14 protein-coding genes and 1 riboswitch are annotated in these 15467 nt (G+C 47.1%); of the genes, 8 read left to right on the top strand and 6 right to left on the bottom strand.

Features of this window, described 5'->3' with window-relative positions:
- Positions 1 to 187: 187 nt before the first annotated feature.
- From KNQ04_RS11855 to KNQ04_RS11840, 4 genes are all read right to left on the bottom strand, one after another.
- Positions 188 to 1162, bottom strand: coding sequence for a cation diffusion facilitator family transporter (locus KNQ04_RS11855; RefSeq protein ID WP_214850968.1), 975 nt, complete (start codon positions 1160 to 1162; stop codon positions 188 to 190).
- Positions 1163 to 1197: 35 nt separating this feature from the next.
- Positions 1198 to 1983, bottom strand: coding sequence for a glucose 1-dehydrogenase (locus KNQ04_RS11850; protein ID WP_214850967.1), 786 nt, complete (start codon positions 1981 to 1983; stop codon positions 1198 to 1200).
- 22 nt (positions 1984 to 2005) lie between these two features.
- Complete coding sequence (locus KNQ04_RS11845) at positions 2006 to 2857, bottom strand: GRP family sugar transporter (RefSeq protein ID WP_214851050.1); 852 nt, start codon at positions 2855 to 2857, stop codon at positions 2006 to 2008.
- Positions 2858 to 2986: 129 nt separating this feature from the next.
- Complete coding sequence (locus KNQ04_RS11840) at positions 2987 to 4615, bottom strand: ABC1 kinase family protein (RefSeq protein ID WP_214850966.1); 1629 nt, start codon at positions 4613 to 4615, stop codon at positions 2987 to 2989.
- A 165-nt stretch (positions 4616 to 4780) separates the two neighbouring features.
- On the opposite strand from KNQ04_RS11840, the gene KNQ04_RS11835 reads away from it, so the two are divergent.
- A complete protein-coding gene (locus tag KNQ04_RS11835; RefSeq protein ID WP_029332360.1) occupies positions 4781 to 5386 on the top strand; it encodes a trimeric intracellular cation channel family protein in 606 nt (201 codons plus the stop codon).
- A 2-nt stretch (positions 5387 to 5388) separates the two neighbouring features.
- Positions 5389 to 5757, top strand: coding sequence for a DUF423 domain-containing protein (locus KNQ04_RS11830; RefSeq protein WP_214850965.1), 369 nt, complete (start codon positions 5389 to 5391; stop codon positions 5755 to 5757).
- A 518-nt stretch (positions 5758 to 6275) separates the two neighbouring features.
- On the opposite strand, the gene KNQ04_RS11825 is transcribed toward KNQ04_RS11830, so the two are convergent.
- A complete protein-coding gene (locus KNQ04_RS11825; RefSeq protein ID WP_204251414.1) occupies positions 6276 to 6425 on the bottom strand; it encodes a hypothetical protein in 150 nt (49 codons plus the stop codon).
- 93 nt (positions 6426 to 6518) lie between these two features.
- On the bottom strand, positions 6519 to 7295 hold the full coding sequence (gene hemQ / locus KNQ04_RS11820) for a hydrogen peroxide-dependent heme synthase (protein ID WP_214850964.1): 777 nt from the start codon (positions 7293 to 7295) through the stop codon (positions 6519 to 6521).
- A 345-nt stretch (positions 7296 to 7640) separates the two neighbouring features.
- Between hemQ and pta the strand changes: the two genes are divergently transcribed.
- The 6 genes from pta (at position 7641) to KNQ04_RS11790 (ending at position 15406) form a co-directional block, all read left to right on the top strand.
- A complete protein-coding gene (pta, locus tag KNQ04_RS11815) occupies positions 7641 to 8624 on the top strand; it encodes a phosphate acetyltransferase (protein WP_251137021.1) in 984 nt (327 codons plus the stop codon).
- A 59-nt stretch (positions 8625 to 8683) separates the two neighbouring features.
- A riboswitch (purine riboswitch) is annotated at positions 8684 to 8783 on the top strand.
- 74 nt (positions 8784 to 8857) lie between these two features.
- Positions 8858 to 9442 (top strand): xanthine phosphoribosyltransferase, encoded by a 585-nt coding sequence (locus tag KNQ04_RS11810; protein WP_214850963.1) that lies wholly within the window; start codon positions 8858 to 8860, stop codon positions 9440 to 9442.
- Positions 9439 to 10746, top strand: a complete 1308-nt coding sequence (locus tag KNQ04_RS11805; protein ID WP_214850961.1) for a nucleobase:cation symporter-2 family protein — start codon at positions 9439 to 9441, stop codon at positions 10744 to 10746. Before KNQ04_RS11810 ends, KNQ04_RS11805 begins: the two co-directional genes overlap by 4 nt.
- Positions 10747 to 10974: 228 nt before the next feature.
- Positions 10975 to 12351 (top strand): amino acid permease, encoded by a 1377-nt coding sequence (locus KNQ04_RS11800; RefSeq protein ID WP_214850960.1) that lies wholly within the window; start codon positions 10975 to 10977, stop codon positions 12349 to 12351.
- Between the two features lie 93 nt (positions 12352 to 12444).
- Positions 12445 to 12744: a rhodanese-like domain-containing protein gene (locus KNQ04_RS11795; RefSeq protein ID WP_214850959.1), complete on the top strand. Its 300-nt coding sequence runs from the start codon at positions 12445 to 12447 to the stop codon at positions 12742 to 12744.
- A 682-nt stretch (positions 12745 to 13426) separates the two neighbouring features.
- On the top strand, positions 13427 to 15406 hold the full coding sequence (locus KNQ04_RS11790) for a methyl-accepting chemotaxis protein (RefSeq protein ID WP_214850958.1): 1980 nt from the start codon (positions 13427 to 13429) through the stop codon (positions 15404 to 15406).
- The last annotated feature ends 61 nt before the right edge of the window (positions 15407 to 15467 follow it).

Here is a 15467-nt window from a genome sequence, read left to right as displayed (position 1 = left end):
CATCGGCGTTTTCTAAACGGTCTGCATGCCCGGCTTTCCGTCACGGTGTTACCTACAAAGCGTCGCGTTTCGTTGACTCCTGCCCGAGGAAAGCAACGAAAACAGACGCTTTATCTCCCGATAGCACGTTGTCTACAGTCTGAGACACCCTGACGTCAGGGTGTCTGCTGTTTGTAGTTCCTCTCTCTTATTCCGAAGGCGGGGAGGGTTTGTAATGCGGAATTTGATCATCCTCATCAAAGGCAATCGTGACGTCGGTCACGCCTTTTAAAATCCGGATTTGTAGTTCGAGACGATCTTTGATGTCATCGGCTTGCGCGATGGTCATGCCACGGTCAACTTCGATTTCAAGATCGACGTGGAAATGGTCACCTTCTTTGATGACTTCGAGTTTTTCGATATCACGGACATCTTTATCACGAAGTAAAATTTCAGCGATTTTTGCCGTCAAAACTTCATCACTCTCACCGAGTGCACCCGCTGCATTTTGAATGAAGACATTATAAACAACAAAGAACATCATCAAGCCAATCAGAATCGAAGCAATTCCTTCTGCTTGGTAAAACGACGTGTAATGCGAAATCAGGACGGCGATGATGGCGATCATACCACCGAGTGTCGCGACAAGGTCTTCTAAAAAGACAAGGCGCGTTGCCGGTTTTGCTTGACCGAGGTTTGAAAAACTCTCCCGGATCAGCGTGAGCCCTCGTGATTTTAACCCTGTTTCATGGGCGATTTCAGTCATCGCTTTATAAAAGACGCCCATTTCAAGGACAACCCCGATTCCGAGTGCCGTCAAAATGATCCACAGTCCACTTGTCTTTTCTCCTGGAGCATGGAGAATATGCAACACACCTTCCCGGATTGTTTCATAAGCAAGAATCGCAACAACGATGATTGCGGCAAGCAGGACGAGGTTGACGAGACGACCGAATCCGTTCGGAAAACGTTTGGTCGGTGCCTTTTTACTTAACGCTGAACCGACGTAAACAAACATTTGATTGGCGGCATCACCAATCGTATGCATCATTTCAGCGAACATAGCGATATTACCGGTTAAGATGTAAGCAATAAATTTAATGATAGCGATCAGTGTATTGACGATAGCTGCAGCTAAGGCAGATTTATTTCCCCGCCTCAATAATGAAAAAAAGTTGGCCATAGAGTCCTCTCCTTTAAAAAAGCAGGGAAGCGGAATTAACCGCGTCCTGCCTGGAATGATGGATAAAGTGTCATGCCGCCATCGGCAAATAATGTGATACCGGTGACATAACTTGATTCGTCAGAAGCGAGCCATGCAGCGACAGCCGAAATTTCTTCAGGCTTCCCGATGTTGCCCATTGGAATCATACTTTCGACTTCTTTACGTTGTTCCGGATCTTCGAATTTCTCAGCATTGATTGGCGTATTGATCGCGCCCGGTCCAATTGCATTGATTCGAATTCCTTTTGGTGCATATTCCATGGCGAGCGTCTGCGTCATCAGTTTGACGCCACCTTTACTTGCAGCGTAGTGAACGAATGTTGGCCATGGAATGATTTCATGAACACTCGACATGTTGATGATGTTCCCTTTGATGTCATGCTCAACAAAGTATTTGAGCGCTTCACGTGCGCCGAGGAATGCCCCGGTCAAGTTGACATCGATAACTTTTTGCCAGTCTTCAAGCGACATTTCATGAGAAGGTGATGGCATTTCGACACCAGCGTTATTGACGAAGACGTCAAGTGTTCCGTAATGAGCAACCGTTTCTTTGACGAGATTAATCATGTCGTCTTCTTTTGAGACATCACCTTGAATGGTGATGGCCTCTCCGCCTGCTTGTTTGATGTCTTCCGCAATTTTCGTTGCTTCTTCCGGGTGGCTACGGTAGTTGATGACGACTTTCATTCCTTCTTCCGCATAACGACGTGCGATGGCCTCACCAATCCCCATTGAACCTCCGGTAACGATGACAACTTTTTCAGTTAAACTGTTATACATATGAACCGACTCCCTTATCAATTTATTGTTTCGTAAATCCAATCATGATCCCACCGGCGACAACGAGAATACAGCCGATGATGACGAATGTCATTTCTTTTTTCGTTTTTGATTCTTTTAACAATAAGACACCACCAATGGTCGAGATGACAACACCGGTTTGTGAGAGTGAAAAGCTCGTTGCGACACCGACACGCGCTGTTGCGAAGAGCAGGGCAATGTTACCGACAGCCCACATGATACCGGCGATTCCGTTTGTGAACGTCTGTTTCGCAAACAAATTCCCTTTGCGTAAGGAGAGCAAGATGGCACTGACGACCATCCCGATGGCTTGCGGTAAGACGGCTTCCCAACCGTTGATATTAAACCAACGGGCGATGACGACATATCCGACATAACCGACCGTTGAGATAACGAGGAGAAGCAATCCTTTTCCGATGTTCTCATCTTTTTTACTTTTATCTTCCTTGTACGAGGTAAAGGCGGCACCCGCAACGATCAGGACGAGCGCGCTAATTCCGAGAATAAGTGCAGATGTACTCGACCACTCACCGAAGGCGAGGACACCGAACAGTGACGTCCCGACGAGCTGCATGCCGGTTGAAATCGGCATCGTTTTCGAGACACCCATCTGTTTGAATGCTGCGAACTGATTCATTTGACCAAGCGCCCAAAAAGCACCGGAGAAGAATCCAGCAATCCAAGCGGTCGTCGACATTTCCGGACTGACGAAGAAAAACGTCACGAGAGCGAAAGCGAGCGCACCGAGTGTCGTACCGATAATTTGTTGTTCAGTTGATCCGCCGAGTTTTGACACGACGAGTGGCAATGTCCCCCACATCAAGGCAGGAACGATTGCGATTAAAATATCAATCAAGTGATTCACCTCTTCCATTTGTTCTATCTACTTGAAGTTGTACCCGATGAATCCCCATGAAAAACATCAAAAGCGTACATAAAGTTATTTCAAAATAAAAAACGCCCCAAGAATGGGACGTTAAAATCATTTGAATGGTTCATCGGCGATGCGGACGATTTGTCGACCGATTCTTCGGGCATTCCATAACGCGACGACGGCAATCGTTAAGGAAATCCCCATTAAGTCATACTGGGTCAAGAAATACCCGACGTAGCTGACAGGTAAGCTGACGATACCGACGAGCGAACTCGTCCATTGGCGAATCTTGAGCGATTCCATGTTCGCGACACGTGAGAATTTTTGTTGTTCGAATAAACGCCAACGTGTCGGTTCACTGAGCGCATCGTTAACGAGACGCGGAAAGGCAAGAAGTCGTGCACCGTACGATCCGGCAATTTGTAAGTAGCGATTCTGATTTTTACCTTCTTCATCCAGCCATCGGCGGACCATCGGCTTCGCGAGTTCAAGCAAGTTGATTTGTGGAGACAGGATTTGTAAAATCCCAAGGATCGTCGACGCAGCACGTCCGAAAAAGGCGAACTCAGCAGGGAGCTGAATCGGTTCATTGCGGACGAGTAACTCGATATCAGACAGGACTTTTTCGATCAATTTCGTATCGACATTTTCCATATCACTTTCGAGATAAAACGTGACAGCCTTTTCAATCGCTTGACGGATATTTTGTTTATTTGCGTTTGGTAAAAGGAATCGGAGGTCTTCGAGACCATCGACAATCGCATCATAATCCAGTGTGACGAATGATTGCAAAATACCTTGGATCGCCCGCATGTCGTCCGGTGTCGTCGCCCCGATCATCCCGAAGTCGAGCAAAACGATTTTTCCATCTGTTTGGACGAGGACGTTACCCGGGTGGGGATCGGCATGGAACTTCCCGCCGAACAGTAACTGCTCACCCGCATTGAGGAAGAGGTTCCGTGCAAGTTCGTCACGATCGATTTGATGTTCTGCTAAAAACTCGAGGTCCGTGATGCGTGTGCCGTCAATCCATTCCATCATCAACACACGATTCGTACAGTGTTCTTCATAATAGTCCGGAATATAGATGACCGGATTCGATTCGTACATTTTTTTAAAGTACAGCCCATTTTTCAGTTCAGTCCGGTAATTCAATTCGTCACCGATGACGAAGACCATTTGGCGATACAGGCTTTGGAGATCTGTTGATTTATTGAGCGACGTCCGTCGAAGCATCGCGATGACGAGACGCATCGCCCGGAAGTCCGTTTTGATAATTTGTTCGATGTTCGGCCGTTGCACTTTAATTGCCACTTTTCGACCGTTTGATTTTAAGGTCGCACTGTAAACTTCTCCGATTGAGGCAGAAGCGATGGGACGGGGACTGATATTATCAACGATGTCTTCAATCGGGACGCCCCAGTCCTCTTCGATGATTTTCCGAGATTCTCCGAGTTTGCTTGACGGTACCTTATCGACGAGTTCAGTCAGCTCCATCAAGACAGACGGTGGGAACAAGTCGGCTCGAATGGAGAGGAACTGTCCGAGTTTGATGAGAAGTCCCTCGAGACGAAGTGCTTTTTTCTTATAATCACGCGCAATCGTGATCATGATGCGCTCAAATTCTTCATTATTCGTACCTGGTCGGTTTTTCCGAGTGAATCGATAAATTGTCCAAATGTAACGAGCGAACATCGTCACGATGATGAAAATCCGGTAGAGCGCCCAACGTTTCATACGGTCACCTAGCTTCCTGTACAGTTTGTTTCAGTATAGGTTACTTTACCTAAAAACGTCACTTACAAACGGCTGAAAAAAGAATCGTAAAAATAAGGTGGACGTTACGCTAAAAGAGAGTATAGTAAGTAATGGAATTTCAATGTGGAAAGGTGAAATGTGTGCATGTCCTGGGACTTATTAAATATCATCGGCACGGTCGCATTCGCGATGAGTGGCGCGATTGTTGCGATGGAAGAAAAATATGATTTGTTTGGGGTTTGGTTACTTGCATTAATCACGGCGTTTGGCGGTGGAGCAATCCGGAATTTGTTGATTGGCGTACCCGTCTCGGCACTTTGGTCGCAAGGTGGATTGTTTTTGATTGCGATTTTAGTCGCGTTATTAATCTTTGTTTTACCTCAATTATTCTTACCGCATTGGTCACGGTGGGGCGTACTCGCCGATGCACTCGGTTTATCCGCATTTGCGATTCAAGGTGCACTCATGGCATCTGCAAAAGGATTACCTCTTTCAGCGACGATTTCGGCAGCAGTTTTAACGGGTGTCGGTGGTGGTGTCATCCGGGATTTACTGGCCGGACGCAAGCCGCTTGTCCTGCATAAGGAAATCTATGCGATGTGGGCCGTCATGGCAGCGCTCGTCATCGATCGTTTCCAACTGACGAATCCTCTGCATTTGTTCACATTACTCGGACTCATTACGATTTTACGTATGCTATCTTATTATTATGAATGGAATTTACCAGCACGACGTTTAGGGGGAGAATGACAATGAAAGTATTGATTATGATTGGTTCTTTATCGATGATGCTTGCGGTCGCACTCGGTGCGTTCGGAGCGCATGCGCTAAAAGATATGTTATCTGAGCGGATGCTTGCGAACTGGCAGGCAGGTGTCCTGTACCAAATGGTCCATTCACTTGGTATTTTGGCACTCGGTGGGATGTTACTGAAAGTTTCGATTTCACAATTTTCGCTTGCGGGTTGGCTGATGCTCGCCGGAATCGTCTTTTTCTCCGGCAGCTTATACGTCATGGCGCTGACAGGGATTACAAAACTCGGTGCAATCACACCGATTGGCGGCGTTCTGTTCATCGCAGCATGGATTTTTGTCGCGATTGGTGCGTATAAAGGATTATGATTGATCGACTGACTTGAAAGTTGGTCTTTAAACGAAAGTAAGGGAGTGGCTTTTATAGTCACTCTCCGTGATATCGGTAGTTAAAAGCGTCTTTTTTCATTGCTTTCCTCGGGCGAGGCGCAAGCCGTTGCTCCTTGATCCTCACGGACAATGAGCAGGGTCTTGCCTGCCTCTGAAAGTGCGTTAAAAACGCACTTTTCCCCGTAGGAGTCAACGAAACGCGACGCTTTTCAGGTAATATCCTGAGGGAAATCCAGGCACGCAGACTGTATAGGGCGCAATCCGTCTCGAGTCACTTTAGAACCGCGACCGATTGCCGCTTTGAAGGCGAGGCGAGACAGGGAAGTGCAAACGAATTGCATCTCGATATCGCATGCTCAAAGTTTGTCTACATACTGGGAGTGGATGTATATCCACTCTCTTTTTTTGTCTTTTTACGACGATTACGCCATCGAAAGACAAAAAAACGGTCAAGAGACATTACTGCTCCTTGACCGATTACGATTGAGGCGACTGCCTCAATGCTTTATTGGTTGTGTTTTATTTAGCTTCGATAATGCTTGCTCATAGCGATCCAGTACACGTTGTGCAACTGGCTTTAGCTCTTTTGAAAGCACAGCGAATTGCAATTCACGCGATCGAGTTGACCGGTTCATAGCATTCCCCATGATAATTCCTCCTTAACGTATAAAACGTACATCTTTTATGGCCGCAAAGAGTATATTCCCATAGGGTTTTTCTATGAAACGTCTTTTAGCATATTAAAGTGCGAAATGTGTTTCGAGCTCACTTGACTCAAGACGGTTTCCGATGAAGAATTCACCAAATTCACCGTATTTTGCGCTAACTTCGTCAAAGCGCATTTCATAGACGATTTTTTTGAACTGGAGGATGTCATTCGCGAACAATGTGACGCCCCATTCCCAATCGTCAAAGCCAGTTGATCCACCGATGATTTGTTGAATCTTCCCAGCATAGCTCCGTCCGATCATACCATGACGGTACATGAGCTCTTTCCGTTTCTCCATCGAAAGTGTGTACCAGTTATCGCCATCGCGACGTGATTTACTCATCGGGTAGAAGCAGATGTGCTTCGATTTCGGCAAGATTGGATAGAGACGGTCGCGGACGTATGGATTTTCATATGGATTCCCTTCGCCAGATCCACGGTATGTGCCAAGTTCGACGACGGAGACATATGAATACGTCGGGATGAGGTAGTCATACAAATCGAGTTTTTGCATTTTCACTTCAACGGCTTGAATGTCTTCCATCGTCGGACGGAGGACCATCAAGACGAGGTCAGCCTTTTGACCAATGATCGTGTAAAGGGCGTGGCTGCCTTCTTTTTGTTCTTCGACTTGTCCGAGTTCACTTAAGAACGTTTGGAATTCGTTAATCATGTTTGTCCGTGTAGCTGCGTCGACTTGTTTTAAGCGTGACCAGTCAATCCGACGGAAATCATGTAATGTATACCAGCCGTCGAGTGTCTCGGCGGCTTGCTGTGTAGCAGTTGGTTCAGATGTTTGATGATCCATGAAAAAAACCTCCTGAAATCTATAATAAAAAGTATATTCTCCAGTGCTAATCTTATCACATATCGGACGTTCCATCGCAACAAAACGACCAGCTCTCACTATGGAGTGAGACATGAACTGACGAGAATCGGGGTATGAACTAAAAGGGTGCGCTGAAACGTTTGAAATGCCTTCTGTACTATTCATTGAAATAACTGTAACAGTTGGGAAAAGCCGCTTGTTAGAATGGTAAAATAACTTTTTTGCAAATTGTTTTAATAACGAAACAGAACTGTGTATAATGAACGATGGAATGGATAAACAATAGAAGTCGACACTTGATTGACATAAAAGGAGAGAAAAATCATGCAATTATTCGAAATGCTTGAGACAAAAGTAAAAGCACACCAACCGACAATCGTTTTCCCGGAAGGAATCGACGCACGTGTTCTTGGCGCTGCTGTCCGTCTGAAAAAAGATGGTCTTGTCACACCTATCGTCATCGGACCACGAATGAAGATTGAAGAAACGGCTTCAGCGAACGGAATCGATGTAACAGGTCTTGAAACGATCGATCCTGCTTCATACGATGCCATCGAAGAACTTGTTGCTTCTTTCGTCGAACGCCGTAAAGGAAAAGCGACAGAAGAACAAGCACGTGAAGTCATCTTAAAGGACGTCAACACGTTCGGTACGATGCTCGTCCATACCGGTAAAGCAGAAGGACTCGTTTCTGGTGCAATGCACGCGACAGGCGATACGGTACGCCCGGCCCTTCAAATCATCAAGATGCAAGAAGGTTACAAAAAAACATCGGGTGTCTTCATCATGGTTCGTGACGATGAGCAGTACGTCTTCGCTGACTGCGCAATCAATATCGCACCTGACGCAAACGACTTAGCAGAAAATGCGATTGCATCAGCTAAAACAGCAAAAACATTCGGCATCGAGCCGAAAGTGGCATTGCTCAGTTTCTCGACAAAAGGTTCAGCGAAATCACCGGAAACAGAACGTGTCGTCGAAGCAACACGTCTCGCAAAAGAACGTGCCCCTGAACTTGCAATCGACGGAGAATTACAATTTGATGCAGCGTTCGTCCCGAGCGTCGCGAAATCAAAAGCACCGGAATCAGATGTTGCCGGTCAAGCGAACGTCTTCATCTTCCCGAGCCTTGAGTCTGGAAACATCGGCTACAAAATCGCACAACGTCTTGGTGGATTTGAAGCGATCGGACCGATTCTCCAAGGTTTGAACAAACCGGTCAACGATTTGTCGCGCGGCTGTAATGAAGAAGATGTCTACAAACTTGCGATCATCACGGCAGCTCAAGCAGTTGAAGCGAAAGCATAAAACGGAAAAGTCTTTACTTTTTCAAAGAACATCGTAAAATGAAACACATCATGCACGAATCATAAACGTATAGCAACGCTCGTATAATAGTGGGGATTGGCCCACGAGTCTCTACCGGATCGCCGTAACGATCCGACTACGGGTGGTGAGTTACTGCTCTCTTCTTTGGCGTACAGTGGCTGCCCCCGGGGTAGCGCTGTACGTTTTTTTCGTCAATAAAGGAGAAATCAGTTATGAAACGTTTAGAAGAAATGATTAATCAAGAAGGCATCGTCCTGTCGGATCAAGTATTGAAAGTCGACGCATTCCTTAATCACCAGGTCGACCCGACACTGATGTGGGAAATCGCCTATGAATTCATGCATCGTTTTCAAGATGCGGGGATTACACGAATCTTGACGATTGAGGCGGGTGGAATCGCGCCGGCGATGATGACAGCACTTCGTCTTGGCGTCCCGATGGTCTACGCGCGAAAAACGAAATCACTGACATTGAACGAAGGAACGATTTCAGCGGAAGTCTACTCGTTTACGAAACAACAGACGAGTACGATCACGGTCGCTGAAAAGTACTTACAGCAAGGAGAACGGGTGCTGATCATTGATGACTTCTTAGCGAACGGTGAGGCGGCGTTTGGTCTTGCCAAATTAGTCGAACAGGCTGGAGCGGAAGTCGTCGGCATCGGCATCGTGATTGAAAAATCATTCCAACCGGGACGCGAGAAATTGGTTCAGGCAGGGTTCCGCGTCGAATCGCTTGCACGGATTGAAAAACTAGAGCACGGGAAGGCGACGTTCGTCCGCTCGGTGAACGTATGAAATCGTTATCGAATCTTAAAGCGGCAGGACTCGGACTCCAGCATGTCCTTGCGATGTATACGGGAGCAGCCATCGTTCCGTTAATCGTCGGCAGTGCAATCGGCTTATCCGGGGAAGGACTCGCATATCTCGTCGCGATTGACTTATTCATGTGCGGAATCGCGACGTTACTCCAAGTCTTCGTCACGAAGTATACCGGTGTCGGACTTCCGGTCGTGCTCGGATGTACGTTCACGGCAGTCGGGCCGATGATTGCTATTGGTAGTCTGCAAGGTATTACAGCCATTTATGGTGCATTAATCGCAAGTGGCATCATCATTTTATTAATTTCCGGACTCTTTAGCCGGATTGCGATTTTATTTCCACCGGTCGTGCTTGGGTCAGTCGTGACGATCATCGGAATATCACTCATTCCGGCAGCAATCAATGATATCGGTGGTGGACAAGGCGTTAAAGATTTTGGTGACTTCCGTTACCTCGGTCTTGCCGGACTAACGATTGCCTTAATCTTGGTTTTAAATCGGTATGGGACTGTTTTTTCAAAAGCAGCTGCTGTCCTGATTGCCGTGCTCGTCGGGACACTTGTCGCATTCGGTATGGGGATGATTGATTTTAGTCCGGTCGCTGATGCCTCGTGGTTCCAGATGGTCACACCGTTTTACTTCGGTGCACCGACGTTTAATATCACGGCGATTTTGACGATGACGCTCGTCGGTCTCGTCTCGATGGTTGAATCGACAGGCGTCTTCTTAACGCTCGGTGAAATCACCGATAAAAAACTCACGAAAGATGATTTAGCACGCGGTTACCGGGCAGAAGGTGTCGCGACGATGATCGGCGGGATGTTCAATAGTTTTCCATACACGACCTACAGTCAAAATGTAGGACTCGTTCAATTGACGGGCGTTAAAACACGAAAAGTCATCATCTTTGCCGGGTTGTTTTTAGTGATTCTCGGTTTCTTACCGAAAGTCGCAACCTTTACGACGTTGATTCCAAAACCAGTCCTTGGCGGGGCAATGCTCATCATGTTCGGGACGGTTGCCGCGAGTGGAATCCGGATTTTGTCGCGTGTCGACTTCGCAAAAAATGACCACGTCTTGACGGTTGCCTTATCGCTTGGTGTCGGACTTGGTATCAGCATGAACCCGGCAATCGTGTCCGGCTTACCGGAACAGATCCGTGTCTTGACGGATAGTCCGATCGTCGCCGGTTCGTTGACGGCCTTGTTATTAAATGGGTTGTTCCGTCTAGCAGAGCGAAAACAACGCTCTCGGGACGAGAATTTCGCAAAAGCTGAATAAAAGTTGTAACCTTCCTGGTGGAGCTGTCCTGTATACTATCTAGTAGCAGGAAGCTCCCTTTTTTTGTTCAAACCGCTACACAAATCAGAATATTTCGAGTATGGGAGAAAAGTGGTAAATCTCACTTGAAAACGTTTACAAAGAAGACACAACTTCTTTATACTGACAACGTAGCGGTTTTTGGGGAACTGCTAAGAACGATCGAGAGACAGGAAGGACGTCGTACGGATGAAACAACAGACAGAGCTAAATCGGGGACTGGAAGAGCGTCATATTACGCTGATGTCGCTGGGGGCGGCAATCGGTGTTGGACTCTTCTTAGGATCAGCAAAAGCCATTCAACTGGCAGGACCAGGGATTCTGATTGGTTATTTGATCGGCGGTATCATCATCTTCATCATCATGCGGGCACTTGGGGAGCTCGCAGTACGTGAACCGGTGGCGGGAAGCTTTGCTGAATACGCCCGGAAATATGTCAGTCCACTCGCTGGATTTTTGACCGGGTGGAATTATTGGCTCCTGTGGATTTTTACATGTATGGCAGAAATCACAGCAGTCGGAATTTATATGCAGGAATGGTTCCCGCAGTCGGAACGCTGGATTTGGGCGCTTGCGGCATTATTACTTATGACGAGCATTAATTTCATCGCCGTCAAATTTTACGGTGAATTCGAATTTTGGTTCGCCTTGATTAAAATCGTCGCGATTGTCGCGATGATTATTCTTGGAACGTTGACGATTGTCGTCGGACTTGGTAACGGAGGCACACCGGTAGGGATTTCTAATCTTTGGTCGCATGGTGGATTCCTGCCAAACGGATTCGGGGGAGTCCTGCTGGCGATGCAAATGGTCATGTTTGCGTTCTTAGGCATTGAAGTGATTGGGGTCACAGCTGGGGAAGCTAAAAATCCGAAGAAAACGATTCGGAAGGCGGTCAACAACGTCTTTTTACGGATTTTGATTTTCTACATTGGTGCGCTGTTCGTCATCTTGTCGATTTATCCATGGGATCAAGTCGGACAAAATAACAGTAGCCCATTCGTCTTATTGTTTCAGCAGCTCGGTATTCCGGCAGCAGCCGGTATCATCAACTTCGTTGTACTGACAGCAGCCTTGTCGTCATGTAACTCGGGGATTTTCTCGACGGCACGGATGATGATGAATCTGGCACAGAACGAAGAGGCACCAAAACGCTTCGCAAAAATTTCGAAAAATGGTGTCCCGGCACTCGCGACGATTCTTTCAGGGATTGCGCTGCTCGTCGGCGTCGCCTTAAACTATTTCTTACCGGAAAGTGTTTTTGCAATCGTCACGAGTATTGCGACGTTCGGAGCCGTCTGGACATGGGCAATGATTTTGATTTCGCAAATGCGGGCCCGGAAGGTGTATGGTACAGCAGAATTCGCTGTTCCGTTTTTCCCGGTCGCGAACTACATCGCCTTGCTTGCACTGGCTGGCGTCATTGTCTTGATGGCGTTTGATGCCAGTACACGCATTGCGCTCATCGTCGGACCACTTTGGTATGTGATTTTGATTGCGGTCTACTATGCACGGGGAATGCATAAACAGACACGACGCACGTTCGAACGGGCATCAGGGGAATGAATCGGGGAGACCGGCTTTGGCTGGTCTCTTTTGTTCTGTTTCGGCGTCAGTTTTGCTACACTGAACAAAGATGAGATAAGAGGAGGAACTACGATGAAAACAATCCATGTCGATGAGTTACAAGAAAAACTTGAAGCCGGTGAAGCCTTACATGTCGTTGACGTGCGCGAGCAGGATGAATATGACGCGGGTCATATTCCGAGTGTCCGTTTTTTACCGATGTCCGAAATCGGTGAACGCTATACGGAGCTTCAAGAAGGTGAAACATATTACCTGATCTGTAAAGCAGGTGGACGCAGTGAAAACGTCGGACGTTTCCTCGAGCAGTACGGATACGATGTCGTCAACGTCGAAGGCGGGATGATGAACTGGAAGGGCGATCAAGAAGCGTAAAATGATCGTGTTTTTAGACGGACTCAAAAGTCGCTCCAGCATCACTCTTCATGATGGATGATTTTACGATGCAAATGACTTGAAACGCCGATGATCCCGTTTTTCATACGGAATCATCGGCGTTTTTTTGTCCATCTTCATTAATTTACATGAGCATTTTTCTGCAGACTAGGTAATCTATGGAAATGGATTCCCTCAGCGTGTAGACAAACTCTTATGAAGCGTGAACATGCGATAACGAGAGACAATCCGGTCGCGCTTCCCTGTCTCGCCTCGTCTTCAAAGCGGCAATCGGTCACGCCGCTACAGCAAAGCTGCAGGGTCGCGACCGATTGCTTTTCGCGGTTCTAAGCGATGCGAGACGGATGGCGCCCGAAACCGTCTGCATGACTGGCTTTTCGTCATGGTATTCCCTAAAAAGCGTCACGTTTCGTTGACTCCTGCCTCTAAAAGTGCGTTTTTAACGCACTTTTAGAGGCAGGCAAGACCCTGCTTCTTGTCCGTGAGGATCAAGAAGCAACGAAAAAAGACGCTTGATCTCCCGATGGCACTTTGTCTACAGCCTGAGGTAATCTATGAAAATGGATTAACTACTTTTTCATTTAGTTGTGAAAAAAGACACGTTCTGACCGATATATAGATTAGAACAGCGAGTGTAAAGTCTCGGGAAGAGGAGTTTTGTATGGAACAGACAAAAAAACGTTCGATGAGCATCAAACAGAAATTAATTATCACGTCTTTGCTTTTATTATTGATTCCTTCATTATTGATTGGTTTTGTTGCATACAATCAAGCAAAACAAAAAGTCACGAATCAAATCTTACAATCGGCACATGCCGGTGTCGACCGGATGAATGATGAGATTATGAACATCGTTGATCCGATGCGACGAGATGTTGCGTTCTTTGCAGACCGGATTGACGGGATGCTTTATAAAAAAGGTAAACAAAATTTAGCGTTAAAGGAAAAGATGACGGAGTATCTCGATACACATCCGCAAGCGGCGAATATTTATTATGCGACGACAGACGGTGAGATGACGATTTATCCGGAGCAATCGTTGCCGGAAGATTATGATCCACGCGAGCGTCCTTGGTACAAGGCTGCTGATGAGGCGGGGGGAAAGGTCGTCATTACGGACCCCTACGTGGATGCCTCATCAGGAAAAATGATGGTCACACTTTCACAGACGGGTGGCAACGGTCGTGGTGTCGTCGCCGTTGATGTCGATGTCGACCGAATTTCTGAAATCGCCAAAAAAATTAAAATCGGTAAAGAAGGCTATGTGACGATTCTTGATTCAAACAAAAACTTCGTTACCCATCCGACAATGAAAGCGGGAGAAAAAGCGTCAGGCGACTGGGTGACTTCTCTCTATGCCGGGGAAAATGGCCAGTTCTCTTATGAGTTTGAGGGCGAAGGAAAGAAAATGGATTTCATGACGAACGGACTGACGGGCTGGAAAGTCGCCGGGACGCTGTACGATAAAGAAATCACGAATGAGACGTCCGGCATTCTTTGGACGACGGTCGCCGTCATCATCGGAACATTTTTACTAGCCGCCGTCTTAATCTACTTCATCCTCCGTTCAATCCTCCGTCCGCTGAACCGTTTAACGGCAAGTGCGGAACGGATTAAAGAGGGCGACTTAACAGAGCAAGTCGTTGTCGAATCAAACGATGAAATTGGTCAAGTCGCGCAAAGCTTTAACGTCATGGTGACGTCGCTCCGCTCAATCGTCACGAATCTTGATCAATCGATTGGGCAAGTCGCTGCCTCGTCACAAGAACTGATGGCGAATGCTGCACAAACGACAGCTGCTTCTGAACAAATCTCCGGTTCCGTCCAACAGATGGCGGCAGGAGCAAATCATTCGAAACGCCAGCTTGAAGGAAATGCCGTTTCCCTCCAATCGATTACGTCCGGTGTCATGCGGATTGCGGAAAGTTCGACAGACGTATCCGAGTTATCACGTGCGACAGCATTAGAAGCGGAAGATGGAACGGTCGCAGTAGGGAAAAACGTGACACAGATGAAAGCGATTGATGCATCGGTCGAAAACTTCGGGGAAGTCATTCAGTCCTTGGCACATCGGTCGAATGAAATCGGGAAAATTGTTGATGTCATTAACGGAATCGCCGCCCAAACGAACTTACTCGCCTTGAATGCAGCGATTGAAGCAGCACGGGCCGGTGAGAACGGAAAAGGCTTTGCCGTTGTCGCGAGTGAAGTCCGGAAGTTAGCCGAACAATCGCAGGAATCAACAAAACAAATTTCGCATTTGATCACGAACATCAAACAGGAAACGGAACGTTCCGTTTCCTTGATGAAAGAAGTTTCGCACAACACGAAAGCAGGACTTGAGACAACGGAAGACTCCGCGGAGCGCTTCAAGAAAATCATGTTACGGACTCAAGAAATGACGCCGCGAATCGAAGATGTCACAGCGACGGTCGAAGAAATCGCGGCGAACGTTCAAGAAGTGTCAGCTTCTGCGACAGAAATCGCGAATATTGCAGATGAGAATTCAACAGCATCTGAACGTGTCGCGACGACGACGGAAGAACAGCTTGGTTCGATGGAAGAAATCTCGCAATCTGCGAAAGCCCTCTCGGACATGGCAGAAGAATTACAAGAAATGGTCGCCCAATTCCGGGTGTGATCAGCAAAAAAAGTGACTACGTCTATGAGCTCGAATGACGTAGTCACTTTTTTTCGTCGAA

The organism is Exiguobacterium sp. s193 (assembly GCF_018618755.1).
GTDB lineage: Bacteria > Bacillota > Bacilli > Exiguobacteriales > Exiguobacteriaceae > Exiguobacterium_A.
This window is presented reverse-complemented; position numbering and strand designations above follow the sequence as displayed.

Bases quoted from the DNA above. Each gene is read 5' to 3' on its own strand.
- KNQ04_RS11825 (WP_204251414.1), bottom strand. From the start codon at position 6,425: ATGGGGAATGCTATGAACCGGTCAACTCGATCGCGTGAATTGCAATTC.
- pta (WP_251137021.1), top strand. From the start codon at position 7,641: ATGCAATTATTCGAAATGCTTGAGACAAAAGTAAAAGCACACCAACCG.
- KNQ04_RS11790 (WP_214850958.1), top strand. From the start codon at position 13,427: ATGGAACAGACAAAAAAACGTTCGATGAGCATCAAACAGAAATTAATT.
- KNQ04_RS11805 (WP_214850961.1), top strand. From the start codon at position 9,439: ATGAAATCGTTATCGAATCTTAAAGCGGCAGGACTCGGACTCCAGCAT.
- KNQ04_RS11830 (WP_214850965.1), top strand. From the start codon at position 5,389: ATGAAAGTATTGATTATGATTGGTTCTTTATCGATGATGCTTGCGGTC.
- KNQ04_RS11835 (WP_029332360.1), top strand. From the start codon at position 4,781: ATGTCCTGGGACTTATTAAATATCATCGGCACGGTCGCATTCGCGATG.
- hemQ (WP_214850964.1), bottom strand. From the start codon at position 7,295: ATGGATCATCAAACATCTGAACCAACTGCTACACAGCAAGCCGCCGAG.
- KNQ04_RS11855 (WP_214850968.1), bottom strand. From the start codon at position 1,162: ATGGCCAACTTTTTTTCATTATTGAGGCGGGGAAATAAATCTGCCTTA.
- KNQ04_RS11800 (WP_214850960.1), top strand. From the start codon at position 10,975: ATGAAACAACAGACAGAGCTAAATCGGGGACTGGAAGAGCGTCATATT.
- KNQ04_RS11795 (WP_214850959.1), top strand. From the start codon at position 12,445: ATGAAAACAATCCATGTCGATGAGTTACAAGAAAAACTTGAAGCCGGT.
- KNQ04_RS11810 (WP_214850963.1), top strand. From the start codon at position 8,858: ATGAAACGTTTAGAAGAAATGATTAATCAAGAAGGCATCGTCCTGTCG.
- KNQ04_RS11840 (WP_214850966.1), bottom strand. From the start codon at position 4,615: ATGAAACGTTGGGCGCTCTACCGGATTTTCATCATCGTGACGATGTTC.
- KNQ04_RS11850 (WP_214850967.1), bottom strand. From the start codon at position 1,983: ATGTATAACAGTTTAACTGAAAAAGTTGTCATCGTTACCGGAGGTTCA.